This is a genomic window from Nocardioides renjunii, from assembly GCF_034661175.1.
GTDB lineage: Bacteria > Actinomycetota > Actinomycetes > Propionibacteriales > Nocardioidaceae > Nocardioides > Nocardioides renjunii.
In genome coordinates this window covers 2,534,003-2,557,992 of the sequence record NZ_CP141058.1, presented here as the reverse complement: position 1 = coordinate 2,557,992, position 23,990 = coordinate 2,534,003, and the positions used below count along the sequence as shown (strand labels likewise).

Below are 23,990 nucleotides of genomic sequence, written 5' to 3'. Positions count from 1 at the left end.
CACCGGGCGGCCTCCGGTGTCGGGGGCCGCCCGTAGGGTTGTCGGGTGGCAAGCCCGAGCTCCTACCGCCCTGCGCCGGGGTCGATCCCGACCAGTCCGGGGGTCTACCGGTTCCGCGACGCCAAGGGTCGCGTCATCTACGTCGGCAAGGCCAAGAGCCTCCGCTCACGCCTCTCGTCCTACTTCCAGGACATCGGCAACCTGCACCCGCGCACGGCCAGCATGGTCACCACGGGCGCGAGCGTGGAGTGGACGGTCGTCGACACGGAGGTCGAGGCGCTCCAGCTGGAGTACAGCTGGATCAAGGAGTTCGACCCGCGGTTCAACGTCAAGTACCGCGACGACAAGTCCTACCCCTGGCTCGCCGTCACGGTGGGCGAGGAGTTCCCCCGGGTGATGGTCGGCCGCGGCGCCAAGCGCAAGGGCACCCGCTACTTCGGCCCCTACAGCCACGCGTGGGCCATCCGCGAGACCGTCGACCTGCTGCTGCGCGTCTTCCCGATGCGCTCGTGCAGCAACGGCGTCTTCAAGCGCTCGGCGCAGATCGGCCGGCCGTGCCTCCTCGGCTACATCGACAAGTGCTCCGCCCCCTGCGTCGGCAGCGTCACCGCGCAGGAGCACCGCGAGATCGTCGACGACTTCTGCGACTTCATGGGCGGCAACACCGCGGCGTTCACCCGGCGCGTCGAGCGCGAGATGTACGCCGCCTCGGAGGCGCTCGACTTCGAGAAGGCCGCTCGGCTGCGTGACGACCTCGGCGCCCTCAACCGGGCCCTCGAGAAGCAGGCGGTGGTCCTCGGCGACGGCACCGACGCCGACGTGATCGCCCTGGCCGAGGACCCGCTCGAGGTGGCCGTGCAGATCTTCTACGTCCGCGGCGGGCGGATCCGCGGACAGCGGGGGTGGGTGGCCGACCGCACCGACGAGGGCGGCACCCCCGAGCTCGTGCAGGACTTCCTGCTCCAGCTCTACGGCGGTGAGTCCGACTCCATCCCGCGCGAGGTCCTGGTGCCGGCCCTGCCGCCCGACCACGACGTCCTCGAGGAGCTCCTCGGCGAGCGGCGCGGCAGCAAGGTCGCCATCCGGGTCCCGCAGCGCGGCGACAAGCGCGACCTGCAGCAGACCGTCGCGACCAACGCCCTGCAGGCGCTGGCGCTCCACAAGACCAAGCGCGCCAGCGACCTCACCACCCGCAACCGGGCGCTCGAGGAGATCCAGCAGGCCCTCGGCCTCGACGAGGTGCCGCTGCGGATCGAGTGCTACGACGTCTCCAACCTCCAGGGCACCGAGGTCGTCGCCTCGATGGTGGTCTTCGAGGACGGGCTGGCCCGCAAGTCGGAGTACCGCCGGTTCGTCATCCGCGGCGTCGACGGCCAGAACGACGTCGCGTCGATGCACGAGGTGATCACCCGGCGGTTCCGTCGCCTCCTCGACGAGCAGGCGCGCAGCGAGACGGTGGCCACCGACTCCGGCCCCATGCTGATCGATCCGGACACCGGCCGCCCGCGCAAGTTCGCGTACGCCCCGTCGCTGGTCGTCGTGGACGGCGGGCCACCGCAGGTGGCGGCCGCTCAGCAGGCCCTCGCCGAGCTCGGGCTGAACGACATCCCGGTGTGCGGCCTGGCCAAGCGGCTCGAGGAGGTGTGGCTGCCGGGGGAGGAGGACCCGGTCATCATGGCGCGCACCAGCGAGGGCCTCTACCTGCTCCAGCGCATCCGTGACGAGGCCCACCGGTTCGCCATCACCCACCACCGCGGCCGCCGGTCCAAGTCGATGGTGGAGAGCATGCTCGACGACGTGCCGGGCCTCGGGGAGGTGCGGCGCAAGACGCTGCTCAAGCACTTCGGCTCGCTCAAGAAGCTCCGCGAGGCCGAGGCCGACCAGATCGCGCTCGTGCCGGGCATCGGCCCCCGCACGGCGACCGCCATCAAGGACGCGGTCGCGAAGGCCGACGCGACCCGCAAGACTGCACCCCGAGAGCCGGCGGTCAACACCGCCACCGGCGAGATCCTGGAGGACGACTAGATGCCCGAGCCGACCCCCGGCGAGCTGGTCATCGTGACCGGCATGACCGGCGCCGGACGCAGCACCGCGGCCAAGGAGCTGGAGGACCTCGGCTACTTCGTGGTCGACAACCTCCCGCCGACGCTGGTGCGCGACGTCGTACGCCTCGTCGACGACAGCAAGGGCATCCACCAGCCGATCGCGGTGGTCGTCGACGTCCGGTCCGGGTCGTTCTTCGACTCGCTCCAGGCCAACCGCCACCAGCAGGTCACCGGCCGGCCCACGACGCTGCTGTTCCTCGAGGCGACCGACGACGTCCTGGTCCGCCGCCAGGAGGCGGCACGTCGCCCCCACCCGCTGCAGGGCAGCGGCCGCCTGCTCCACGGCCTCCAGCGCGAGCGCGGGGCGATGGCCGAGATCCGCGGCGACGCCGACGTGCTGCTCGACACGTCCAACTACAACGTGCACCAGCTGCAGGACAAGATCACCGAGCTCTTCGGCACCGCGACCACGACGCGGCTCAAGGTGACCGTCATCAGCTTCGGCTTCAAGTACGGCATCCCCGTCGACGCCGACTGGGTCGCCGACATGCGGTTCCTGCCCAACCCCCACTGGGTCCCCGAGCTGCGGCCGCAGAACGGCCGCGACCCCGACGTCGCCGCCTACGTCCTCTCGCAGCCGGGCGCCGGGACCTTCCTCGAGCAGTACCTCCCGGTGCTGCGCACCATCGCCGAGGGCTACCTCCACGAGGGCAAGCGCTTCATGCAGGTCGCCGTCGGGTGCACCGGCGGCAAGCATCGCAGCGTGGCGATGACCGAGGCCATCGCCGGCCTGATGCGGGAGGCGGGCTACGACGTCAGCACCTCCCACCGCGACCTCGGCAGGGAGTGACGTGGCCCGCGACACCGCGCAGGCCGCGGTGGCCCTCGGCGGCGGTCACGGCCTCTTCGCCACCCTGTCGGCGCTGCGGCGCCTCAAGGACGACCTCACCATCGACGACCTGACCGCGGTGGTGACCGTCGCCGACAACGGCGGCTCGTCGGGCCGGCTGCGCGGCGAGTTCGGGGTCCTGCCCCCGGGCGACCTGCGGATGGCGCTGGCCGCGCTGTGCGGCGACGACGAGTGGGGCCGCACCTGGGCCGACGTCATCCAGCACCGGTTCGCCGGTCAGGGCGAGATGAACGGCCACGTCATCGGCAACCTGCTCATCGTCGGCCTGTGGGAGCTGATGGGCGACCACGTCCGCGCGCTCGACTGGGTGGGCCGGCTGCTCGGCGCCCACGGGCGGGTGCTGCCGATGGCCACCACGCCGATGGACATCACGGCCCGCGTCCGCGGCGCGGACCCCGCCGAGCCGGCGGCCGTCAGCGTCGTACGCGGCCAGGTCGAGGTCGCGACCACGGCCGGGCAGATCGAGTCGGTCGCCCTGGTCCCCGAGGACCCGCAGGCGTGCGCCGAGGCGGTGGAGGCGATCCTGGCCGCCGAGTGGGTCGTGCTGGGCCCCGGGTCCTGGTTCAGCTCGGTGATCCCGCACCTCATGGTGCCGGGCCTGCGCCGCGCCCTGGCGGAGACCGAGGCACGCCTCGTGGTGGTGCTCAACCTCGAGGCCCAGGCGGGGGAGACCACCGGCTTCGGCCCGGCCGACCACCTCGCCGCGCTGTTCGAGCACGCACCCGACCTGACCGTGCACGCCGTCGTCGTCGACGCGTCCTCACTGGTCGGCGACCGCGAGCAGCTCGAGACGGTCGTCACCGACCGGGGAGCCCGGCTGGTGGTGGACGACATCGCCGTGCCGGGGGAGCCGCGTCACGATCCCGACCGCCTCGCGGCCGCCTTCCGCCGGATCGTCGACGAGGGCTGACCCGAGCGCGTGAGGGTCGTTGACCCGCATGGCAGGATTCCGCCCATGGCAATGACGGCACAGGTGAAGGCAGAGCTCGCCTCCACCCAGATCACCAAGACCTGCTGCCGCAAGGCCGAGGTCGCCTCGATGCTCCGCTTCGCCGGCGGACTGCACATCGTGAGCGGCCGCATCGTCGTGGAGGCCGAGCTCGACACCGGCGCCGCCGCTCGCCGGCTGCGCACCGACATCTCCGAGGTCTACGGCCACCCCTCCGACGTGGTCATGGTGCAGGGCAACGGCATCCGCAAGGGCAGCCGCTACATCGTCCGGGTCACCAAGGACGGTGAGGCGCTCGCGCGGCAGACCGGCCTGCTCGACCAGCGCGGCCGCCCTGTGCGTGGCCTGCCGCCGGCCGTCGTCAGCGGCGGCGGCTGCGACGCCGTGGCCGCCTGGCGGGGCGCCTTCCTCGCCCACGGCTCGCTCACCGAGCCGGGCCGCTCGTCCTCCCTCGAGATCACCTGCCCCGGCCCCGAGGCCGCCCTCGCGATCGTGGGCGTCGCCCGTCGCCTCGGCATCTCCGCCAAGGCGCGCGAGGTACGCGGGGTCGACCGCGTCGTGATCCGCGACGGCGACGCCATCGGCGCGCTGCTCACCCGCCTCGGCGCCCACGAGTCGCTGATGGCCTGGGAGGAGCGGCGGATGCGCCGCGAGGTCCGCGCGACGGCCAACCGCCTGGCCAACTTCGACGACGCCAACCTGCGCCGGTCCGCCCGGGCCGCGGTCGCGGCGGGCGCCCGCGTCGACCGTGCGCTGGAGATCCTCGGCGAGGAGATCCCCGACCACCTCCGCCAGGCCGGGCACCTGCGGCTCGAGCACAAGCAGGCCTCCCTCGAGGAGCTCGGCCAGCTCCACGACCCGGTGCTCACCAAGGACGCGATCGCCGGGCGGATCCGCCGCCTGCTCGCGATGGCCGACAAGCGCGCCGAGGAGCTCGGCATCCCCGACACCGAGGCGTCCCTGACGCCGGAGATGCTCGCCGAGGACGCCTGAGCGCGCTGCCCGGCGGCGCCGGACCGTCGCCCGGGCGGCGTACGGGTGACCGGAGGGTGACGGTCTTGGATCGATCCAAAGTTACCTGTCCGTAGCGTGGGCGACCCCGGTTCGGGGGCCGGTCGGCAGCCGATAGGCTCGGTGATGCTGGTCACCGAAGGCCAGAGTTGTCGACGGGGTCACCGAAGGCCCCACCTAGGAGACATGCACCCATGACCGTCCGCGTAGGCATCAACGGCTTCGGCCGCATCGGCCGCAACTTCTTCCGCGCCGTCCGCGCCTCCGGCGCCGACATCGAGATCGTCGGCGTCAACGACCTGACCGACAACGCGTCCCTGGCGCACCTGCTCAAGTACGACTCCATCCTCGGCCGCCTCGACGCCGACGTGTCGAGCGACGACACCTCGATCATGGTCGGCGACCAGAAGATCGCCGTGTCGGCCGAGCGCGACCCGGCCAACCTCTCGTGGGGCGACCTCGGTGTCGACGTCGTCGTCGAGTCCACCGGCTTCTTCACCGACGCCACCAAGGCCAAGGCCCACGTCGACGCCGGCGCCAAGAAGGTCATCATCTCGGCGCCCGCCTCCAACGAGGACATCACCATCGTGATGGGCGTCAACCACGAGCTCTACGACCCGGCCCAGCACACCGTCATCTCCAACGCGTCGTGCACGACCAACTGCCTCGCGCCCATGGCGAAGGCGCTCCACGACGGCCTCGGCATCAACAAGGGCCTGATGACGACCATCCACGCCTACACCGCCGACCAGAACCTCCAGGACAACATCCACAAGGACCCGCGCCGCGCCCGCGCCGCCGCGCTCAACATGGTGCCGACCTCGACGGGTGCCGCCAAGGCCATCGGCCTGGTGCTCCCCGAGCTCAAGGGCAAGCTCGACGGCTACGCGATGCGCGTCCCGGTGCCCACCGGCTCGGCCACCGACCTCACGTTCGAGGCCAGCCGCGAGACGTCGGTCGACGAGGTCAACGACATCGTCAAGGCGGCCGCCGACGGCCGGTTCCTCAAGTACTCCACCGACCCGATCGTCTCCACCGACATCGTCACCGACCCGGCGTCCTGCATCTTCGACGCCCCGCTGACCAAGGTCATCGGCAACCAGGTCAAGGTGCTCGGCTGGTACGACAACGAGTGGGGCTACTCCAACCGCCTCGCCGACCTGATCACGCACGTCGGCACGTCGCTCTGACCTCGATGTCCGACACCGCAGGCATCGAGTCGCTGGGTGACCTGAGGGGCAAGCGGGTGATGGTCCGCTCGGACCTCAACGTGCCCCTCGACGGCACCACCATCACCGACGACGGCCGGATCCGCGCGAGCGTGCCGACCATCACGCAGCTGTCCGACGCGGGCGCCCGGGTGGTCGTGACCGCCCACCTGGGCCGCCCGGACGGCTCGCCCGACCCGAGGTACTCCCTCGAGCCGGTCGCCGCGCGGCTCTCCGAGCTGCTCGAGCGGCCGGTCGCGTTCGCCACCGACACGGTCGGGGCCAGCGCGAGCGAGACCGTGGCCGGCCTGGAGGACGGCGGGATCGCCGTGCTCGAGAACGTCCGGTTCAACGACGGCGAGACCAGCAAGGACGACTCCGTGCGCGGGGCGTTCGCCGACCAGCTCGCGCAGCTGGCCGACGCCTTCGTCTCGGACGGCTTCGGCGTCGTCCACCGCCGGCAGGCCAGCGTCTACGAGGTCGCGCTGCGACTGCCGTCGGCGATGGGCGGCCTGGTCGCGGCCGAGGTCGAGGTGCTGCGCCGGCTCACCGAGCACCCGGAGCGCCCCTACGTCGTCGTCCTCGGCGGCTCGAAGGTCTCCGACAAGCTCGGCGTGATCGACAACCTGATCGACAAGGCCGACAAGCTGCTCATCGGCGGCGGCATGGTGTTCACCTTCCTCAAGGCCCAGGGGCACGAGGTCGGCAAGAGCCTGCTCGAGGAGGACCAGCTCGACACGTGCACCCGCTACCTCAGCGAGGCGGTGGACCGCGGGGTGGAGATCGTCCTGCCGACCGACGTCGTGGTCGACACCGCGTTCCCGTCGGGCGACCGCGAGCCCCAGCCCAGCGTCGTACCCGCCTCGGAGATCCCCGCCGACGCGCTGGGGCTCGACATCGGGCCCGAGTCCGCGGCCGCCTTCGCGGCGGCGCTGTCCGACGCGCAGACGGTCTTCTGGAACGGCCCCATGGGCGTGTTCGAGGTGGCCGCCTTCGCCGAGGGCACCCGCGCGGTGGCGCAGGCGCTCACCGAGGTCACCTCGTCGGGAGGCCTGTCCGTCGTGGGCGGCGGCGACTCGGCCGCGGCCGTGCGCCAGCTGGGCTTCGACGAGGCCGCGTTCGGTCACATCTCCACCGGCGGTGGCGCGTCGCTGGAGTTCCTGGAGGGCAAGGAGCTCCCCGGGATCGCAGTACTCGAGAGGGCGTGACGCAGTGGCTGGCACGAAGAACACCCGGACCCCGCTGATGGCGGGCAACTGGAAGATGAACCTGACCCACCAGGAAGCGGTGGTGCTGGTCCAGAAGCTCGCCTGGACGCTGGCGGACAAGCGCCACGACTTCGGCAAGGTCGAGGTCGTCGTCGTGCCGCCCTTCACCGACCTCCGCTCGGTGCAGACGCTCGTGGACGGCGACCGGCTGTCGATCCGCTACGGCGCGCAGGACGTGTCGGTCCACGACAACGGCGCCTACACCGGGGAGGTCTCCGCCGCGATGCTGGCCAAGCTCGGCTGCTCCTACGTCGTGGTCGGCCACTCAGAGCGCCGGATGTACCACCACGAGAGCGATGAGCTGGTCAACGCCAAGGCGCACAAGTCGCTGGCGGCCGGGATGACGCCGATCGTGTGCGTGGGCGAGGGCCTCGACGTGCGCCAGGCCGGCGAGCACGTGCCGTTCACGCTCACGCAGGTCGACGGCTCGCTCGACGGGTTCACCGCCGAGCAGGTGGCCGGTCTCGTGGTCGCCTACGAGCCCGTGTGGGCCATCGGCACCGGCGAGGTGGCGACGCCCGACGACGCGCAGGAGGTCTGTGCGGCCATCCGTGGGCGGGTGCGCGAGGTGCACGGCGACGCCGCGGCCGACGGCCTGCGGATCCTCTACGGCGGCTCGGTCAAGGCCGCCAACGTGGGCGGCATCATGGACAAGTCGGACGTCGACGGGTGTCTCGTCGGCGGCGCGAGCCTGCAGGTCGACGAGTTCGGCGGCATCTGCCGCTTCTACGACATGCCGGTGCTGTGAGGCCCCTCAGCGGATCCCGACGGCGTGACGTAGGATTCCGCTCGTGATTCCGCTCTTCACCGTCCTGCTGGTCATCACCAGCGCGATCATGATCCTGCTGGTGCTGCTCCACAAGGGCCGCGGTGGTGGCCTGTCCGACATGTTCGGCGGCGGCGTCTCCAGCAGCCTGGGCGGATCCTCGGTGGCGGAGCGCAACCTCGACCGCTTCACGATCGGCGTCGGCGTCATCTGGTTCGCCTGCATCGTCGCCCTGGGCCTGCTCAAGGCCTACAGCGGCGCCTGATCGTCCGCCCCGCACTGTCCCTGTCTCTGTCTGTCCCAAGGTTCTGGCGAAGGAGTTGTCGTGGCTGGTGGTGGAAACGCGATCCGCGGTAGTCGGGTCGGCGCCGGACCGATGGGGGAGGCCGAGCGTGGAGAGGCGGCGCCCCGGCAGACGGTGACCTACTTCTGCAGCCACGACCACCGCTCGGTGGTCACCTTCGCGATCGAGGCCGCCGCGCCCGACTCGTGGGACTGCCCCAAGTGCGGCCTGCCGGCGAGCCTCGACTCCGAGAACCCGCCCCCGGCGCCGAAGATCGAGCCCTACAAGACGCACCTCGCCTACGTGAAGGAGCGTCGCAGCGAGACCGAGGCGGCCGACATCCTCGACGAGGCCGTCGCCCTCCTGCGCAGCCGCCGCAAGGCCGGCGAGATCATCTTCTGAACTTCACGTGACCGGGCACTTCGTGCCCGTCCTGCGTGCCGACCGGGCACTTCGTGCCGGTCCGGGCCTGCCGCTGTGGATGACGTACGACGTCCTCCGCCGGCAGGCGGCACGCTGGCCGGATGCACGTCATGCCCGCCTGGTGTCGCGACGTCGAGGCGCTGGGCGTCGACGCGCCGATCCCGCTGGACCGTCCCCTCTCGGCCGCTGAGGCGACCCGTCTCGGGGTCCGTGAGAGCCTGCGGCGACGCCTGGTCGAGCGCGGCCTGCTGCGACCGGTGCTGCGTGGCGTCTTCGTGGCCGCCGCCGTGCCGGACTCCCTCCGACTCCGCGTCGCCGCGCTCGAGCTGGTCGTCCCCGAGCACGCGGTCGTCGTCGACCGCACCGCGGCATGGCTGCACGGTGTCGACGCGCTGCCTCGTTCGGCGATCCACGAGATGCCGGTGCTCGACGTCTTCAGCCGGTCGGGCAGCCGGATGCGCCGACCGGGCGTCGCGAGCGGCATCCGTGAGCTCACCACCCGCGACCTCGACCAGATCGGCGCCCTCGCCGTCACGACGCCGCTTAGGACCGCGTGCGACCTCGGCCGCCTGCTCTGGCGCTTTGACGCCCTCGCCGCCGTCGACGGCTTCTTGCGACTCGGGCTCGACCACCGGCTGCTCCTCAGCGAGGTGCCCAGGTTCGCCGGGCACCGCGGCATCCGCCAGCTCCGGACCCTCGCCCCGCTCGGTGACACGGGCGCGGAGTCTCCGCCGGAGAGCGCGCTGCGACTGCACTGGTACGACGCCGACCTCCCGCCGCCCGAGACGCAGGTCTGGGTGGAGGACGACGCCGGCGTCCCGAGGTTCCGCATCGACGTCGGCGACGCCGGCGTCCGCTACGGCGCGGAGTACTACGGCGAGGCCTACCACGGCGACGAGGTGAGCGAGCACGACGAGGCCCGGCTCGACTGGCTGCGCGACGCGCGCGGGTGGCACATGGACGTGTTCACGAAGGACGACGTCTACGGTCGCGAGCTCGCGGCCAGCGACCGGCTGCGCGCGGGCCACGAAGCCGCGGCGGCCCGCCGACCGACGTACATCGACCTCTCACGCTGACCGGACGGGCACGAAGTGCCCGGTCGGTGCGCAGGACGGGCACGAAGTGCCCGGTCGGTGCGCAGGACGGGCACGAAGTGCCCGGTCACGTGTAGTTCAGGCGGGGAGGGTGGGGAGGGCGGAGGCGGCGGGTTCGTCGAGCCACCAGACCGTCTCGTGCCCGCGGACCCCCCGCGCGGGGGTCTCCTCGACCGATCCCTCGTCGGCCAGGGCGCGGGCGACGGCCTCGGCCTTGCCCTCGCCGCTGGCGATGAACCAGACCGATCGGGCGCGGTTGAGCGCCTCGAAGGTCAGGGTCACGCGGTCGGGCGGCGGCTTGGGGGAGTCGTGGACGGCCGTCACGGCGACGCCCGACACCGCGAGGCCCGGGTGGCCGGGGAAGAGCGACGCGCAGTGCCCGTCGGGCCCGAGCCCGAGGATCATCACCTCGAACGACTCGACGCCGCGGGCCCGTAGCGTCTCGGCGTAGGCCGCGGCCGACTCCTCGGCGGTGGCGACCTGGTCGCTCGACGGCACCTCGTGCACGTGCGCAGGGTCGACGCCGACGACGTCGAGGAACTCGCTGCGGGCCGGGAGCGCGTTGCGGTCGGGCGAGTCGGCGGTCACGAACCGCTCGTCACCCCACCAGAACTCCACGCGCGACCAGTCCACCGACGAGTCCGGGGCGCGCCGCGCGAGCTCGCGGTGCAGCGACTCGGCGATCGAGCCGCCCGTGAGCGCGACGTGCGGGACGTCGCCGCGCGCCTGCGCGGTCTCGATCCGGTCGAGGAGGGCCGAGGCCACGTCGCCGACGAGGACGTCGGCGTCCTGGTGCCGGCTGACCCGGGGGGCGTCGGTCATGCGGTCAGGACTCCTTCTCGAGCGCGACGAGCCGGCGGGCGGTGGCGGCGTAGACGTCGTCCTCGTCGAGACGGCGCAGCTCCTCGCTGAGCAGCGCGGGCACCTCCCGGCGCTTGAGGGCCACCGGGCGGTCCGGGCGGCCGGGGGAGGAGAACGTCGCCAGCCGGCCGTCCTCGCGGGTGATCGTGATCGGTCCCTGCTTGGTGTCCATCACGACCTGGGTGATCCCCGGCCCCTCGGAGGTGTGCCGCTCCACCGGCACGCGCAGGCGGTCGTTGAGCCAGGCCACGAGCAGGTCGGCGCTCGGGCTGATCCGCTCGGCCGAGACCGAGGCGCGCGCCACCTTGACCGGGTGCTGGTCGAGGGCCGCGGCGAGCAGCGCCCGCCACGGCGTGAGGCGCGTCCAGCTGAGGTCGGTGTTGCCGGGCGCGTAGGACTGGCACTGGCGGTGCATGACCGAGGACTTGCCACGGGTGGCAGCCGCCGAGTCGGTGATGCGTCGCCGCGCCAGCGCCCCCAGCGGGTCGTCGGCCGGGTCGTCGGGCGGCTCGGTGGGCCACCAGATCGCCACGGGGGAGTCCGGCAGCAGCAGCGGCAGCACCACGGACTCGGCGTAGCGCACCACCTCGCCGCGCAACCGGATGAGCGCGGTCTCGCCGCCCCAGCCACCGCCGGTGCCGACGGTCGCGTCGACCTGGGGCTTGCCGCGCGCGTCGCCGAGGATGATGCCCAGCACGCGGGCCGGGTGCTCGCGCGAGGCCCGCTGGGCGGCTTGCATCGCGGCCTCGGCGTCCTCGTCGGGCACGACGATGATCAGCGTCATCACCATGCCCATCGCCGGGGACCCGGCACGGGTGCGGGCGCGTACGAACTCCGCGGCGATCTTGGACGAGGTGGTGTTCTGCAGCTCGAACATCGTCATGGCCTTCTCCAGGTGCGTCCTTCGCGGGCGAGCATCTTGTCGGCCGACTCCGGCCCCCAGGTGCCGGACGGGTAGGCCTCCGGCTTCCCCTTGCGGGCCCAGTGCTCGAGGATCGGGTCGAGGATCTTCCAGGACAGCTCGACCTCCTCGTGGCGCGGGAACAGCGGCGGGTCGCCGAGCAGCACGTCGAGGATCAGGCGCTCGTAGGCCTCGGCGCTCGCCTCGGTGAAGGAACCGCCGTAGGCGAAGTCCATGTTGACGTCGCGGATCTCCATCGCCGTGCCGGGGACCTTGGAGCCGAAGCGCATCGTCAGGCCCTCGTCGGGCTGCACGCGGATCACCAGGGCGTTCTGCGTGAGCTCCTCGGTCGACGTCGCGTTGAACGGCAGGTGCGGCGCCCTCTTGAAGACCACGGCCACCTCGGTGACCCGGCGGCCGAGGCGCTTGCCGGTGCGGAGGTAGAACGGCACGCCGGCCCACCGCCGGGTGTCGACGTGCAGCGTGATGGCGGCGAAGGTCTCGGTCCTGGACGTGCGACGGATGCCCTCCTCCTCGAGGAAGCCGATCACCTTCTCGCCGCCCTGCCAGCCGGGGCTGTACTGCCCGCGGGCCGTGGTGATGTCCAGCCGCGAGGGCAGCACGACGGAGGAGAGGACCTTCTGCTTCTCCAGCCGCAGGCTCTCGGCGTCGAACGACGTCGGCTCCTCCATCGCCACCAGTGCCATCAGCTGCAGCAGGTGGTTCTGGATGACGTCACGGGCGGCGCCGATGCCGTCGTAGTAGCCGGCCCGGCCGCCGATGCCGATGTCCTCGGCCATCGTGATCTGCACGTGGTCGACGTAGTTGGCGTTCCAGATCGGCTCGAACATGTTGTTGGCGAAGCGCATCGCCAGGATGTTCTGCACCGTCTCCTTGCCGAGGTAGTGGTCGATGCGGAAGACCGACTCGGGAGGGAAGACGCCGTCGAGCACGGCGTTGAGCTCGCGCGCCGACTCGAGGTCGTGGCCGAACGGCTTCTCGACCACGACGCGTCGCCACGGCTGCACGCCGTCGGCGTCGGCGGCCTGCTCGGCGAGGCCGTGCTCCTTGAGCTGGTCGACCACGACGCCGAAGAACGACGGCGGGATGGCCAGGTAGAAGGCGGTGTTGCCGCCGGTGCCGCGGACCTCCTCGAGCTCGTGCATGGTGCGGCGCAGGGTATCGAACGCCTCGTCGTCGTCGAAGTTGCCCGACACGAAGCGGAAGCCCTCCGAGAGCTGGCGCCACACCTCCTCGCGGAACGGCGTACGCGCGTTGGCCTTGACCGCGTCGTAGACGATCTGCGCGAAGTCCTGGTCCTCCCAGTCGCGCCGCGCGAACCCGACCAGCGAGAAGCCGGGCGGCAGCAGCCCGCGGTTGGCCAGGTCGTAGATGGCCGGCATGACCTTCTTGCGCGACAGGTCGCCGGTCACGCCGAACAGCACCAGGCTCGACGGCCCGGCGATGCGCGGCAGCCGGCGGTCCTGCGGGTCGCGCAGCGGGTTGGGGCGGGGTGTGGAGGCCATCAGCGTCGCTGCTCCTGGTAGTAGGCGATCAGGGACTGGGTGGAGGGGTCCTGCTCCGCCGCGACCGACGCGTCGCCCGCCACCGCCGGCCGCAGCTCCTGCGCCAGCTGCTTGCCGAGCTCGACGCCCCACTGGTCGAAGCTGTCGATGCCCCAGACGGCGCCCTGCACGAACGTGACGTGCTCGTAGAGCGCGACCAGCTGCCCGAGGACGGCCGGGGTGAGCGCCGGCGCCATGATCGAGGTGGTCGGCCGGTTGCCCGGGAAGGTGCGAGCGGCGACGAGCTCCTCCGCCACGCCCTCGGCGCGGACCTCGTCGGCGGTGCGGCCGAAGGCGAGCGCCTTGGTCTGCGCCAGGAAGTTGGCGAGCAGCAGCTCGTGGACGTCGACGCGCTCGCCCTCCTCGGGCTCGTCGACGAGGGGGTACGCCGGCCGCGCGAAGGCGATGAAGTCCGCCGGCACGAGGCGGGTGCCCTGGTGGATCAGCTGGTAGAAGGCGTGCTGGCCGTTGGTGCCCGGCTCGCCCCAGAAGACCTCGCCCGTGTCGTAGCCGACGGCCTCGCCGTCCCACCGCACGCCCTTGCCGTTGGACTCCATGGTCAGCTGCTGGAGGTAGGCCGGGAACCGGTGCAGCAGCTGCGAGTAGGGCAGGACGGCGTGGGTGTGGGCGCCGAGGAAGTTGGTGTACCAGACGTTGAGCAGCCCCATCTTGAGCGGCACGTTGTCCTCGGCCGGCATCGTGTGGAAGTGCTCGTCCATCGCGTGGAAGCCGGCGAGCAGGTCGGCGAAGTGCTCCGGGCCGATGGCCACGACCAGGGAGAGGCCGATGGCCGAGTCCATCGAGTAGCGCCCGCCGACCCAGTCCCAGAAGCCGAACGCGTTGTCGGGGTCGATGCCGAAGTCGGCGACCTTGTCGAGGGCGGTCGAGACCGCCACGAAGTGCTGCGCGACCGCGGCGGCCGGGTCGCTGCCGGCCGGCAGGTGCTCGAGCAGCCACGTCCGGCACAGGCGCGCATTGGTGAGCGTCTCCAGCGTCCCGAACGTCTTGCTGGAGACGATGAAGAGCGTGGTCTCCGGGTCGAGCCCGGTGAGCGCCTGCCCCGCGTCGGTCGGGTCGATGTTGCTGATGAAGCGGCAGGAGAGCCCGTCCTGGCGGTAGGGCTCGAGCGCCTCGTAGGCCATGACCGGGCCGAGGTCGGACCCGCCGATGCCGATGTTGACGACCGTCTGGATCCGCTTGCCGGTCACGCCCGTCCAGTCGCCGGAGCGGACCTGGTCGGCGAAGGCGTAGACGCGGGCGAGCACCTCGTGCACGTCGGCCACGACGTCGGTGCCGTCGACCGTCAGCGTCGCCTCGCGCGGCAGCCGCAGCGCGGTGTGGAGCACCGCACGGTCCTCCGTGACGTTGATGTGCTCGCCGGCGAACATCGCGTCCCGACGCCCGACCAGGTCCACCTCGTCGGCGAGGGCCAGCAGGGCGGCCTCCACGTCGTCGTCGAACAGGTTCTTCGACAGGTCGACGTGGAGGTCGGCCGCGTCCAGCGACTGCTGCTCGACCCACGACGTCGTCAGGGCGTCGCGCAGGTCGGCCCGGGGGGCCTGCGCCAGCCCGGTCAGCCGTGACCAGGCGTCCGTGGTCGTCGGGTCGACCGGCCCCTCGGTCATGCCCGCGCGGCCTCGAGCGACGCGGCGAGGGTCTCCTGCAGCTCGTCCCAGGCGACGACGAACTTGTCGACGCCCTCCTTGATGAGGGCCTTGATGACGTCGTCGTAGTCGATGCCGGCGTCGGCCAGCGCCTGCATGTGAGCGGCGGCGTCGTCGTAGAACGGCCGGATGCGGTCACCGCGCACCTCGCCGTGGTCGGCGACCGCGTCGAGGGTCTTCTCGGGCATCGTGTTGACGGTGTCGGCGGCGACCAGGTCGACGACGTACATGGTGTCGTCGTAGTCCGGGTTCTTCACGCCGGTGGAGGCCCACAGCGGCCGCTGCTTGCGCGCGCCCTTGGCCTCGAGCGCGGCCCAGCGCTCGCCCTGGAAGAAGTCCTCGTACATCTGGAAGGCCAGGCGGGCGTTGGCGACGCCGGCCTTGCCCCGCAGCGCCGGGTCGGTGCCCGGGCCCCCGGTCGTCGCCTCGAGGCGCTTGTCGATCTCCGAGTCGACGCGGGAGACGAAGAACGACGCGACCGAGTGGATGCCGCTCAGGTCATGGCCGTTGTCGGACGCCCGTTCCAGACCGGTGACGTATGCCTCCATCACGTTGCGGTACTGCTCGAGCCCGAAGATGAGGGTCACGTTGACCGAGATGCCGGCCGCGAGGGTCTCCGTGATCGCGGGCCAGCCCTCCTTCGTCCCCGGGATCTTGATCATCACGTTGGGCTCGCCGACGGTCTTGTGGAGGATCGCCGCCTCGGTGACGGTCTCGCCCGTGTCGTGGGCGAGACCGGGGGAGACCTCGATGGAGACGCGGCCGTCGACGCCGTCGGTGGCGTCGAAGACCGGGCGCATGCCCTTGCAGGCCTCACGCACGTCGTCGGTGGTGATGACGAGGGTCGCCTTGTCGACGTCGGCGTCCTGCGCCGCCAGCTCCCGGACCTGGGCGTCGTAGCGCTCGCCCTTTGCCAGCGCCGACTGGAAGATCGCCGGGTTGGACGTCACGCCGACGACGTGCCGGTTCTGGACGAGGTCGGCGAGGTTGCCGGTCTCGAGGCGCTCGCGGGACAGGTCGTCGAGCCAGATGGACACCCCGGCGTCAGCCAGGGCCTTGAGACGGTCGTTCATGGTGCCTCCTGAGGATCGGTGGTCGGTGGCTGCGGGCTCGGCCGACGTCAGTCGGTGAGCGTGCGCAGGCTGTCGCGAGCGGCGTTGGCCACCGCCTCGCCGGTGATGTCGAACTCCTCGTAGATGCGCGCGTAGTCGGCCGAGGCGCCGTAGTGGTCGATGGACACGATGCGGCCGTGGTCGCCGACGTACTCGCGCCAGCCCTGCTTCACGCCGGCCTCGACCGACACGCGGGCCTTGACCGTCGGGGGGAGCACGGTCTCGCGGTAGGCCTCCTCCTGCTCCTCGAACCACTCGAGGCAGGGCAGGGAGACGACGCGGGCACGGATGCCGTCCTCGGCGAGGAGGTCGCGCGCGGCGACCGCCACCTGCACCTCGGAGCCGGTGCCCATCAGGATGACGTCGGGGTCGCCGCCCTCGACGTCGAGGAGGACGTACCCGCCGCGGTGCACGTTCGAGGTGTCGCTGAAGCCGTCCTCGCCGCGCGGGAAGACGGGGACGTTCTGGCGGGTGAGCGCGATGCCGGCCGGGTGGTCGGTGCGCTGGAGCACCGCGTGCCACGCGGCCGCGGTCTCGTTGGCGTCCGCGGGGCGTACGACGTCGAGGCCGGGGATCGCGCGCAGCGCCGCCAGGTGCTCGATCGGCTGGTGCGTCGGGCCGTCCTCGCCGAGGCCGATCGAGTCGTGGGTCCACACGTAGGTGACCGGCAGGCCCATCAGCGCGGCCAGGCGGACGGAGCCGCGCATGTAGTCGCTGAAGGTGAGGAAGGTGCCGCCGAAGACGCGGGTGCCGCCGTGGAGGGCGATGCCGTTGAGGATGCCACCCATGCCGTGCTCGCGGATGCCGAAGTGCAGCACGCGTCCGGCGAGCGGGTCGCCCGACCACTGGTCGGTGGACCGGACCGCCGGGATGAAGGAGGGCGCGTCCTCGATGGTGGTGTTGTTGGACTCCGCCAGGTCGGCGGAGCCGCCCCACAGCTCGGGCATGACGGCCGCGACGGCGTTGATGACCGCGCCGGAGGCCTTGCGGGTGGCGACGCCCTTGGGGTCGGCGTCGAAGCTCGGCAGGGCGTCGGCCAGCCCTTCGGGCAGCGCCCGGGTCTGCATGCGACGGAAGACCTCGAGCCGCTCCTCGGGCGCGGCCGCCTGCCAGGCGTCGAACCGCTCCTGCCAGGCCGACTGCTCCAGCTTGCCGCGCTCCACCAGCGAGCGGGTGCGGGCGATGACGTCCTCGGGCACCTCGAAGTGCTTCTCGGGGTCGAAGCCGAGGATCTCCTTGGTCGCCGCGACCTCCTCGGCCCCGAGGGCCGAGCCGTGGGACTTGCCGGTGCCCTGCGCGGTCGGCGCGGGCCAGGCGATCAGGGTGCGCAGCACGACGAGGCTGGGGCGGTCGGTGACCTCCGCGGCGGCGCGCACCGCGTCGTACAGAGCGGCGACGTCCTCAACGTAGTCGGTGCCGTCGTTGGTCCAGTCGACGGTCTGCACGTGCCAGCCGTAGGCCTCGTAGCGGGCGCCGACGTCCTCGGTGAAGGCGACGTCGGTGTCGCCCTCGATGGAGATGCGGTTGGCGTCGTAGATCATCGTCAGGTTGCCGAGCTGCTGGGTGCCGGCGATCGAGGACGCCTCGGCGCTGATGCCCTCCTCGAGATCGCCGTCGGAGCAGATCGCGTAGACGTGGTGGGTGAACGGGGAGTCGGCCTCCGCCGTGTCGGGGTCGAACAGGCCGCGCTCGCGGCGGGCGGCCATGGCCATGCCGACCGCGTTGGCGACGCCCTGGCCGAGGGGGCCGGTGGTGGTCTCGACGCCGGCGGTGTGGCCGTGCTCGGGGTGCCCGGGGGTCTTGCTGCCCCAGGTGCGCAGGGAGCGCAGGTCCTCGATCTCGAGGCCCCAGCCGCCGAGGAAGAGCTGGGTGTAGAGGGTGATGGAGCTGTGGCCGGCCGAGAGCACGAAGCGGTCGCGACCGGTCCAGTGCGGGTCGGCCGGGTTGTGCCGCATCACCTTCTGGAAGAGCAGGTACGCCGCGGGCGCCAGGCTCATGGCGGTGCCGGGGTGGCCGTTGCCGACCTTCTGCACCGCGTCCATCGCGAGCACACGGGAGGTGTCGACAGCTCTGTCGTCGATCTCGTCCCACTCGAGCGTGGCGGGCAGGGCGGAGTTCTCGGACAACGCGGTTCCTCTCGATGGAGTGCAGCCGGGGTTCAGCCGTGGGGCCGGGGAGTGCAGGATCACAGACCTGCGGAGGTGGCCTCGACTGCGAGCCTATCGCCGGGGCCGAGTAGACTCGACCCCACCCGAGGGTGGCCCGGGACGTCGCTCCTCCGGCCGTTCACGGCCTCCGGTTCCCACAACTCCGGGTCCCATCCGTCTCCACCCCGTCCCCTGAGGTGCCACTGTGTCCCACGCCGGCTCGCGCGCTGGTGCGTCCGCCCGGCCGTCGACCGGTGGCGACCCCGACGACGACGGCGCCAAGACCTGGCGCGACGTCGTCGGCGCCTACGTCGGGCTGACCAAGCCGCGGGTCATCGAGCTGCTGCTGCTGACCACCGTGCCGGTGATGTTCTTCGCCGACCGCGGCATCCCGCCGCTCGGCCTGGTCGCGGCGACCGTCGTGGGCGGCGCGCTGTCGGCCGGCTCGGCGTCGGCCTTCAACTGCGTCTACGACCGCGACATCGACGAGCAGATGCGGCGTACGCGCCGCCGCGCCCTGCCGCGCCACATCGTCTCGCCGCTGTCGGCCCTCGTCTTCGCCACCGTCCTGGCCGTGCTGTCGACGGTGGTGCTGGCGCTGTGGGTCAACTGGCTCTCGGCGACGCTCTCGCTGCTCGCCAACGCCTTCTACGTGCTCGTCTACACCATCCTGCTCAAGCGCCGCACGACGCAGAACATCGTGTGGGGCGGGCTGGCGGGCTGCTTCCCGGCGCTGATCGGCTGGACCGCCGTCACCGGCGAGCTGGCGTGGACGCCGGTCGTGCTGTTCCTCGTGGTGTTCTTCTGGACGCCGCCGCACACCTGGGCGCTGGCGCTGCGCTACCGCGAGGACTACCGCAACGTCGACGTGCCCATGCTGCCTGTCGTGAAGCCGGCGGCCGAGGTCGGTCGGCAGGTCGTGCTCTACAGCTGGGTCATGGTGGCCACCTCGCTGCTGCTCTGGCCGGTGGCCGGCACCAGCCTGGTCTACGCGGTGGCGGCGGCCGTGCTGGGAGCGGTGTTCCTCGTCGAGGCGCACCGCATGTGGGCGCGCACGAAGGTCTCCGACGCCCTGGGGGAGATCAACCCGATGCGGCTCTTCCACACCTCGAACCTCTACCTGTCCCTCCTTTTCGTCGCAGTTGCGCTGGATCCCCTGCTCGGCCGCTGACGATCTCCGAGCGCCCTAGCGCATATTGACGAAGTCGTCAGACGACTGAGGGAATCCAGAGAGCATCTTGAGACAACCTCTCGTGTTTGCCGCTCCCGCGCCGCGTTGAATCGAGTGATGGGGAGGCAGCGGGCGTCCCCACGCTATTTGGGGGTTTGTCACACATGTCTTCAGCACCACACGAGAGCCTGAGCGAACAGGTCGGCGGGCAGGGCGCAGGACGTACGTCCTCCCTGAACCGCACGGTGTCACGCGTCGTCACGCTCGTCCTGGCCGTCGGCTTCGCCGTCGTCGGGATCGCCGGCGCCGCGAGCGCCCACCACAACACCATCACCGGCTCCGTCGCCTGCAAGACGGGCGGGGGCTGGACCGTCACCTGGACGGTCACCAACAGCGAGACCGTCACCGAGACGATCACGGCCTCCAACCGGGCCGTCGTCCCGGTGGGCACCAAGCTGACGTCCACGCAGACCGCGAAGTTCACCGAGACCGTCACCAGCAAGCCGACGGGTGACGTCACCCTGCGGCTCGACGCCAGGTGGGACAACGGCAACACCAACACGAGCTACGGCACCATCCCGGTCTACAAGTTCACCGACAACTGCGTCGTGAAGACCGTGCAGCCGCCGACCGTGCCGGTGGTCGACGACTGCGGTCCGGGCAACGCCCACTACGGCCAGGTGCCCACCGGCCCCTGGACCGTGACGACCCATTCCAACGGCAGCCTCACGGTCACCACCACCCCGGGACACCAGTTCCCCAACGGGCAGACGACCCTGACCTACCCGGCGCCGACCGACAGCAACGTGCCGTGCCCGCCCACCACCGTCCAGCCGCCGACCGTGCCGGTCGTCGACGACTGTGGTCCGGGCAACGCCCACTACGGCCAGGTGCCCACCGGCCCCTGGACGGCGACGACCAACTCCGACGGCAGTCTCACGCTGACCGCCACCCCGGGGCACCAGTTCCCCAACGGTCAGACCACCACGACCTACCCCGTGCCGACCGACAGCAACGTGCCCTGCCCGACCCCGCCGGTCGTCACCCCGCCGGTCACGCCGCCGGTGGTCACGCCGCCCGAGGTGCTGCCCGCCCAGGTCCGGGTCGTCCGGGCGCAGGCCCGCATGATCGACAAGTGCGGTCGCAGCGGTGACCGGATCAAGGTCGGCGAGCGCTCCGGTGTCGTCTACAAGTCCCGCGGCAAGGTGCTGCGTCAGGGCGCCTGGCTCAAGGCGACGCACCGGTCGGTGACCGTCCGCGCCTTCGCCGCCGACGCGTCCTACCGGCTCGAGGGCAAGCGGGTGTGGAAGATGACCTTCAGCACCCGGCCGTGCGCGGCCGCCCCGGAGATCGCGCCGAACACCGGATCCTGATGCGCGGCACCGTGCTGGCACGCCTCCTCGTGGGCGTGACGCTCGGCGCCACAGTCCTCGTCGGTCAGGGAGCGGCGGCCCACGCCGCCCCTGACCGGCTGCGGATCCCGACGCTGGGCACCGACGCGGCCGTCATCCAGGTGGCGGCGCGCAACAACACGCTGGCCGTCGGCTCGCGCCTCCGCGGCGCGGTCTACACGTGGGCGCAGGGCGACCCGCCCTGCGACCCGACGGGCAGCACCGTCTACGCCGGCCACGCCTGGCGCGCCGGCAACGGCGTGGCGGACAGGTGGGGGCAGCTCCGTCGCGGTGACGTCGTCACCGTCGGCGGCTGCGACTTCGAGGTGACGCGGCGAGAGTTCTGGCCGGCCAAGCGCCGGATGGGATCGCTCTACTCCGTGTCGGGGCCGGCGCGCATCGTGCTCGTCGGCTGCAAGGCCGACGACTACGCCAAGCGCACCGTCGTCTTCGCGCGCAAGGTCGAGCGCTGACCCGTCCGGGTCGCACCGGCTCGACGTACGACCGGTCCTGGGAGGGACCCGGGGAGGGCTAGGGCAGGCGGGTCGCAGCGTGGGGCTGCGGCTCGCCGCCTGCGCTCGCCTCGTGCACGGCCCGGTGCGGCAGCACCGCGAGGCCGATCCGCGCGAGACCCGCGGCGAGCAGCGCCGCTCCCAGCATGTGCAGGGCGACCAGGCCGACCGGCAGGTCGAGCCAGTACTGCACCCAGCCGAGCACGCCCTGCAGCACCTCGACGAGCAGCACCAGGGCGGTCACCGTCGCCAGCCACCGGTGGCCACCACGTCGCGCCACGACGAGCAGCGCGACCGTGAGCGCGACCAGGACGTAGACCGACGACGCGTGCACCTGCGAGACGGTCGACGGGTCGAGGCCGTTGCGGGGCGACTCCGTGTCGCCGGCGTGCGGACCGGCGCCGGTGACGACGGTGCCGAGGTAGAGCACCACCCAGCCGACGGCCAGGGTGGCCCAGGCGAGCGCCCGGGGCAGCGGGGGAGCGACGTCCCGGTCGGGACTGCGCAGCTCGTCGACGAGCGCGACGCACACCATGATCATCGCCATCGACAGCAGGAAGTGTCCGGCCACGATCCACGGGTTGAGGTCGGTCAGCACCGTGATGCCCCCGAGCACCGCCTGCAGCGGGATGCCGAGGCCGATGACGACCGAGAGCCGGGTGGCGCGCCGGTGGCGAGCGCCGAGGGCGGCGAGGAAGCAGAGCACGGCGATCGCGGCCAGCGCGAAGGTGAGCAGCCGGTTGCCGAACTCGATGGCCCCGTGGAGGCCCAGCTCGCCGTGGGCGACGTACGACGCATCCGTGCACCGCGGCCAGGTCGGGCAACCCAGGCCGGACCCGGTCAGCCGCACGGCGGCGCCGGTGACGACGATGCCGATGTTGGCGACCAGGTTGGCGACCGCGAGGGGCCAGAGGAACCGGGAGAGCCGGTCGAGCACGACGTGCATCATTCCCACCTGAAGGTTCGAGCAGTGAGCACCGTGCCGATCGCCGTCCACGCGGCGAGCACGAGCAGGGACCGGACGTCGACGTCGGCCTCGACGAGGGCGGCGCGCATCGCCTCGCCCAAGGCTCCTGAGGGCAGCCACTGGATGACCGACGAGGCGGCGCCGTAGGTGCTGGCGGGGAGGACGACGCCGCCCCCGGCCATGAGCAGCAGGTAGACGAGGTTGGCCAGCGCCAGCGTGGCCTCGGCGCGCAGCACGCCGGCGACGAAGAGGCCGAGCGAGGCGAAGGCCGCCGTGCCGAGGGCCACCGCAAGCACCAGGCCGACGACCGAGCGGGGCGGGTCGGCCGGCGTGGGCTCCCACCCGAGCACCAGGCCGACGACCACGAGCACCACGAGCTGCAGCGCCACCACGTTGAGCAGGGCCAGGACCTTGCCGAGCAGGAGTCCGTGGCGGGGCAGCGGCGACGAGCCGAGCAGCTTGATGACGCCGTAGCGGCGCTCGAAGCCCGTCGCGATCGCCACCGACGTGAAGGCGGTGGACATCACGGCCAGGGCCAGGACGCCCGGGGTGAGGACGTCCACGGCGCGGTGGCCGTCGAGGTCGATCCCGATGCGTCCGGCCGCGGCGACGCCGCCGACGAGGACGATGACCGGGATGACGATGGCGAGCAGGAGCTGCTCCCCGTTGCGCAGCATCAGTCGCGCCTCCATGCGCGACTGGGCCAGCACCATCCGGGAGAGGGCGGCGGCGCCGGGCGCGGGGGTGAAGGTGCGCGCGGTGGCGCTCGTGCCGGAGGTGCTCACGGGGCGAGCTCGCGTCCGGTGAGCTCGAGGAAGACGTCCTCGAGGGTGCGCTGGCCGAGGTTCAGCGTCTGGGGCAGCACGTCGTGCCGCTCGCACCACCGCGAGACGAGGCCGAGCGTGCTCGAGTCGGCAGGGCCGTGGATGAGCATGCTGACCTCGTCGAGCTGGCGCACCTCCGTCTCGGGGCCGAGCTCGGCGCGCAGCGACTCGGGGGCACCGTCGGGGAACGGCCGGTTGACGACGAGGCGGATCGTGGCGGAGCGTCCCCCGCGGGTGAGCTCGGCGGGCGTGCCGCTGGCGATCACGGTGCCCCGGTCGATGATGTGGATGCGGTCGGCGAGCTGCTCGGCCTCGTCCATGTGGTGAGTGGTGAGCACGACGGTCACGCCGTCGGCGCGGATCTCCCGCAGCATCTCCCACGTGGTGCGCCGCGCCTGCGGGTCCATCCCTGCGGTGGGCTCGTCGACGAAGACGAGCTCGGGCCGGCCGACGAGGGCGATGGCCAGGCCCAGCCGCTGCTTCTGCCCGCCGGACAGCCGCCGGTAGGGCGTACGGCCGCAGTCGCCGAGGCCGAGCCGGTCGCTCAGCATCGCGGTGTCGAGCGGGTGCGCGTGCAGCGAGGCCATGTGCTCCAGCATCTCCCCGGCCCGTACGCCGCTCCAGGCGCCGCCGGACTGGAGCATCACGCCGATCCGGGGGAGCAGGGCCGCGCGGTCGCGCTGCGGGTCGAGCCCGAGCACGCGCACGGTGCCCTGCTGCGGGACGCGGTAGCCCTCGCAGGTCTCCAGCGTCGTGGTCTTCCCGGCACCGTTGGGTCCGAGGACCGCGGTGATGGAGCCGCGGGCGACGTCGAGGGAGAGGCCGTCGACGGCCACCTTGTCGCCGTAGGCCATCACGAGCCCCGAGATGTCGACGGCCGGGTCGACGGAGGAGGGGGCGGGCGGCACCCGGTCAGTC

General features: G+C 72.0%; 22 protein-coding genes. 13 read left to right on the top strand and 9 right to left on the bottom strand.

Translation table 11 applies throughout. From position 1 onward, the window contains the following. The first annotated feature begins 45 nt into the window (after nt 1–45). The 10 genes from uvrC to SHK17_RS12080 all read left to right on the top strand — a co-directional run bounded on the left by uvrC (nt 46) and on the right by SHK17_RS12080 (nt 9,939). Nucleotides 46–2,025, top strand: coding sequence for an excinuclease ABC subunit UvrC (gene uvrC, locus SHK17_RS12125; RefSeq protein WP_322919348.1), 1,980 nt, complete (start codon nt 46–48; stop codon nt 2,023–2,025). Beyond that, nucleotides 2,026–2,895 carry an RNase adapter RapZ gene (gene rapZ / locus SHK17_RS12120; RefSeq protein ID WP_172274701.1) on the top strand — a complete coding sequence of 290 codons (870 nt, stop codon included), beginning with the start codon at nt 2,026–2,028 and terminating at the stop codon, nt 2,893–2,895. A 1-nt stretch (nt 2,896) separates the two neighbouring features. Further along, entirely contained in the window at nt 2,897–3,865 is a 969-nt protein-coding gene (locus tag SHK17_RS12115; protein ID WP_322919345.1) for a gluconeogenesis factor YvcK family protein, read from the top strand. A gap of 45 nt (nt 3,866–3,910) precedes the next feature. Next, nucleotides 3,911–4,897: a DNA-binding protein WhiA gene (gene whiA / locus SHK17_RS12110; RefSeq protein ID WP_172274706.1), complete on the top strand. Its 987-nt coding sequence runs from the start codon at nt 3,911–3,913 to the stop codon at nt 4,895–4,897. 212 nt (nt 4,898–5,109) lie between these two features. Continuing rightward, entirely contained in the window at nt 5,110–6,105 is a 996-nt protein-coding gene (gene gap / locus SHK17_RS12105) for a type I glyceraldehyde-3-phosphate dehydrogenase (RefSeq protein WP_172274709.1), read from the top strand. Between the two features lie 5 nt (nt 6,106–6,110). Further along, complete coding sequence (locus SHK17_RS12100; protein WP_322919344.1) at nt 6,111–7,331, top strand: phosphoglycerate kinase; 1,221 nt, start codon at nt 6,111–6,113, stop codon at nt 7,329–7,331. A gap of 37 nt (nt 7,332–7,368) precedes the next feature. Then, entirely contained in the window at nt 7,369–8,139 is a 771-nt protein-coding gene (gene tpiA, locus SHK17_RS12095) for a triose-phosphate isomerase (RefSeq protein ID WP_322922031.1), read from the top strand. 43 nt (nt 8,140–8,182) lie between these two features. Then, nucleotides 8,183–8,422 (top strand): preprotein translocase subunit SecG, encoded by a 240-nt coding sequence (gene secG, locus SHK17_RS12090; RefSeq protein WP_172274718.1) that lies wholly within the window; start codon nt 8,183–8,185, stop codon nt 8,420–8,422. Between the two features lie 60 nt (nt 8,423–8,482). Further along, nucleotides 8,483–8,842, top strand: coding sequence for an RNA polymerase-binding protein RbpA (locus SHK17_RS12085; RefSeq protein WP_172274720.1), 360 nt, complete (start codon nt 8,483–8,485; stop codon nt 8,840–8,842). A gap of 122 nt (nt 8,843–8,964) precedes the next feature. Beyond that, nucleotides 8,965–9,939: a hypothetical protein gene (locus SHK17_RS12080; RefSeq protein ID WP_322919343.1), complete on the top strand. Its 975-nt coding sequence runs from the start codon at nt 8,965–8,967 to the stop codon at nt 9,937–9,939. Between the two features lie 96 nt (nt 9,940–10,035). Here the strand turns inward: SHK17_RS12080 and pgl are convergent, their stop codons facing one another. Genes pgl through tkt form a run of 6 tightly spaced genes read right to left on the bottom strand, consistent with a single transcriptional unit; the run spans nt 10,036 to nt 18,102 of the window. Next, the gene (gene pgl / locus SHK17_RS12075) at nt 10,036–10,779 is read right to left on the bottom strand and encodes a 6-phosphogluconolactonase (protein ID WP_322919342.1); all 744 of its coding nucleotides are present in this window, start codon (nt 10,777–10,779) and stop codon (nt 10,036–10,038) included. 4 nt (nt 10,780–10,783) lie between these two features. After that, nucleotides 10,784–11,701, bottom strand: a complete 918-nt coding sequence (locus SHK17_RS12070; RefSeq protein ID WP_253943612.1) for a glucose-6-phosphate dehydrogenase assembly protein OpcA — start codon at nt 11,699–11,701, stop codon at nt 10,784–10,786. Next, complete coding sequence (gene zwf / locus SHK17_RS12065; RefSeq protein WP_172274729.1) at nt 11,698–13,245, bottom strand: glucose-6-phosphate dehydrogenase; 1,548 nt, start codon at nt 13,243–13,245, stop codon at nt 11,698–11,700. Before zwf ends, SHK17_RS12070 begins: the two co-directional genes overlap by 4 nt. After that, the gene (gene pgi, locus SHK17_RS12060; protein ID WP_322919341.1) at nt 13,245–14,909 is read right to left on the bottom strand and encodes a glucose-6-phosphate isomerase; all 1,665 of its coding nucleotides are present in this window, start codon (nt 14,907–14,909) and stop codon (nt 13,245–13,247) included. Before pgi ends, zwf begins: the two co-directional genes overlap by 1 nt. Next, nucleotides 14,906–16,021: a transaldolase gene (tal, locus tag SHK17_RS12055; RefSeq protein ID WP_322919340.1), complete on the bottom strand. Its 1,116-nt coding sequence runs from the start codon at nt 16,019–16,021 to the stop codon at nt 14,906–14,908. Before tal ends, pgi begins: the two co-directional genes overlap by 4 nt. Nucleotides 16,022–16,068: 47 nt before the next feature. Beyond that, nucleotides 16,069–18,102 (bottom strand): transketolase, encoded by a 2,034-nt coding sequence (gene tkt / locus SHK17_RS12050; protein WP_322922030.1) that lies wholly within the window; start codon nt 18,100–18,102, stop codon nt 16,069–16,071. A gap of 310 nt (nt 18,103–18,412) precedes the next feature. Here tkt and SHK17_RS12045 point away from each other — a divergent pair, with 310 nt between their 5' ends. The 3 genes from SHK17_RS12045 to SHK17_RS12035 all read left to right on the top strand — a co-directional run bounded on the left by SHK17_RS12045 (nt 18,413) and on the right by SHK17_RS12035 (nt 21,242). Continuing rightward, nucleotides 18,413–19,378, top strand: coding sequence for a heme o synthase (locus SHK17_RS12045; protein WP_322919338.1), 966 nt, complete (start codon nt 18,413–18,415; stop codon nt 19,376–19,378). A 164-nt stretch (nt 19,379–19,542) separates the two neighbouring features. Beyond that, on the top strand, nt 19,543–20,751 hold the full coding sequence (locus tag SHK17_RS12040; RefSeq protein WP_322425306.1) for a hypothetical protein: 1,209 nt from the start codon (nt 19,543–19,545) through the stop codon (nt 20,749–20,751). After that, the gene (locus SHK17_RS12035; RefSeq protein ID WP_172274746.1) at nt 20,751–21,242 is read left to right on the top strand and encodes a class F sortase; all 492 of its coding nucleotides are present in this window, start codon (nt 20,751–20,753) and stop codon (nt 21,240–21,242) included. Before SHK17_RS12040 ends, SHK17_RS12035 begins: the two co-directional genes overlap by 1 nt. Before the next feature lie 58 nt (nt 21,243–21,300). Here the strand turns inward: SHK17_RS12035 and SHK17_RS12030 are convergent, their stop codons facing one another. The 3 genes from SHK17_RS12030 to SHK17_RS12020 are packed head-to-tail and all read right to left on the bottom strand — an operon-like array spanning nt 21,301 to nt 23,980. Continuing rightward, complete coding sequence (locus SHK17_RS12030; protein WP_253943613.1) at nt 21,301–22,227, bottom strand: COX15/CtaA family protein; 927 nt, start codon at nt 22,225–22,227, stop codon at nt 21,301–21,303. Further along, the gene (locus SHK17_RS12025; RefSeq protein ID WP_322425304.1) at nt 22,227–23,033 is read right to left on the bottom strand and encodes an ABC transporter permease; all 807 of its coding nucleotides are present in this window, start codon (nt 23,031–23,033) and stop codon (nt 22,227–22,229) included. Before SHK17_RS12025 ends, SHK17_RS12030 begins: the two co-directional genes overlap by 1 nt. Next, nucleotides 23,030–23,980, bottom strand: coding sequence for an ABC transporter ATP-binding protein (locus SHK17_RS12020; RefSeq protein ID WP_322425303.1), 951 nt, complete (start codon nt 23,978–23,980; stop codon nt 23,030–23,032). The genes SHK17_RS12025 and SHK17_RS12020 overlap by 4 nt, the downstream gene beginning before the upstream one ends. Nucleotides 23,981–23,990 lie beyond the last annotated feature (10 nt).

What these genes read in the sequence shown, in the direction of transcription:
- rapZ (WP_172274701.1), top strand. Translation starts at nt 2,026, where the DNA reads ATGCCCGAGCCGACCCCCGGCGAGCTGGTCATCGTGACCGGCATGACC.
- whiA (WP_172274706.1), top strand. Translation starts at nt 3,911, where the DNA reads ATGGCAATGACGGCACAGGTGAAGGCAGAGCTCGCCTCCACCCAGATC.
- gap (WP_172274709.1), top strand. Translation starts at nt 5,110, where the DNA reads ATGACCGTCCGCGTAGGCATCAACGGCTTCGGCCGCATCGGCCGCAAC.
- SHK17_RS12100 (WP_322919344.1), top strand. Translation starts at nt 6,111, where the DNA reads ATGTCCGACACCGCAGGCATCGAGTCGCTGGGTGACCTGAGGGGCAAG.
- tpiA (WP_322922031.1), top strand. Translation starts at nt 7,369, where the DNA reads ATGGCGGGCAACTGGAAGATGAACCTGACCCACCAGGAAGCGGTGGTG.
- SHK17_RS12080 (WP_322919343.1), top strand. Translation starts at nt 8,965, where the DNA reads ATGCACGTCATGCCCGCCTGGTGTCGCGACGTCGAGGCGCTGGGCGTC.
- pgl (WP_322919342.1), bottom strand. Translation starts at nt 10,779, where the DNA reads ATGACCGACGCCCCCCGGGTCAGCCGGCACCAGGACGCCGACGTCCTC.
- SHK17_RS12070 (WP_253943612.1), bottom strand. Translation starts at nt 11,701, where the DNA reads ATGACGATGTTCGAGCTGCAGAACACCACCTCGTCCAAGATCGCCGCG.
- zwf (WP_172274729.1), bottom strand. Translation starts at nt 13,245, where the DNA reads ATGGCCTCCACACCCCGCCCCAACCCGCTGCGCGACCCGCAGGACCGC.
- pgi (WP_322919341.1), bottom strand. Translation starts at nt 14,909, where the DNA reads ATGACCGAGGGGCCGGTCGACCCGACGACCACGGACGCCTGGTCACGG.
- tal (WP_322919340.1), bottom strand. Translation starts at nt 16,021, where the DNA reads ATGAACGACCGTCTCAAGGCCCTGGCTGACGCCGGGGTGTCCATCTGG.
- tkt (WP_322922030.1), bottom strand. Translation starts at nt 18,102, where the DNA reads ATGGACGCGGTGCAGAAGGTCGGCAACGGCCACCCCGGCACCGCCATG.
- SHK17_RS12040 (WP_322425306.1), top strand. Translation starts at nt 19,543, where the DNA reads ATGTCTTCAGCACCACACGAGAGCCTGAGCGAACAGGTCGGCGGGCAG.
- SHK17_RS12035 (WP_172274746.1), top strand. Translation starts at nt 20,751, where the DNA reads ATGCGCGGCACCGTGCTGGCACGCCTCCTCGTGGGCGTGACGCTCGGC.
- SHK17_RS12030 (WP_253943613.1), bottom strand. Translation starts at nt 22,227, where the DNA reads ATGCACGTCGTGCTCGACCGGCTCTCCCGGTTCCTCTGGCCCCTCGCG.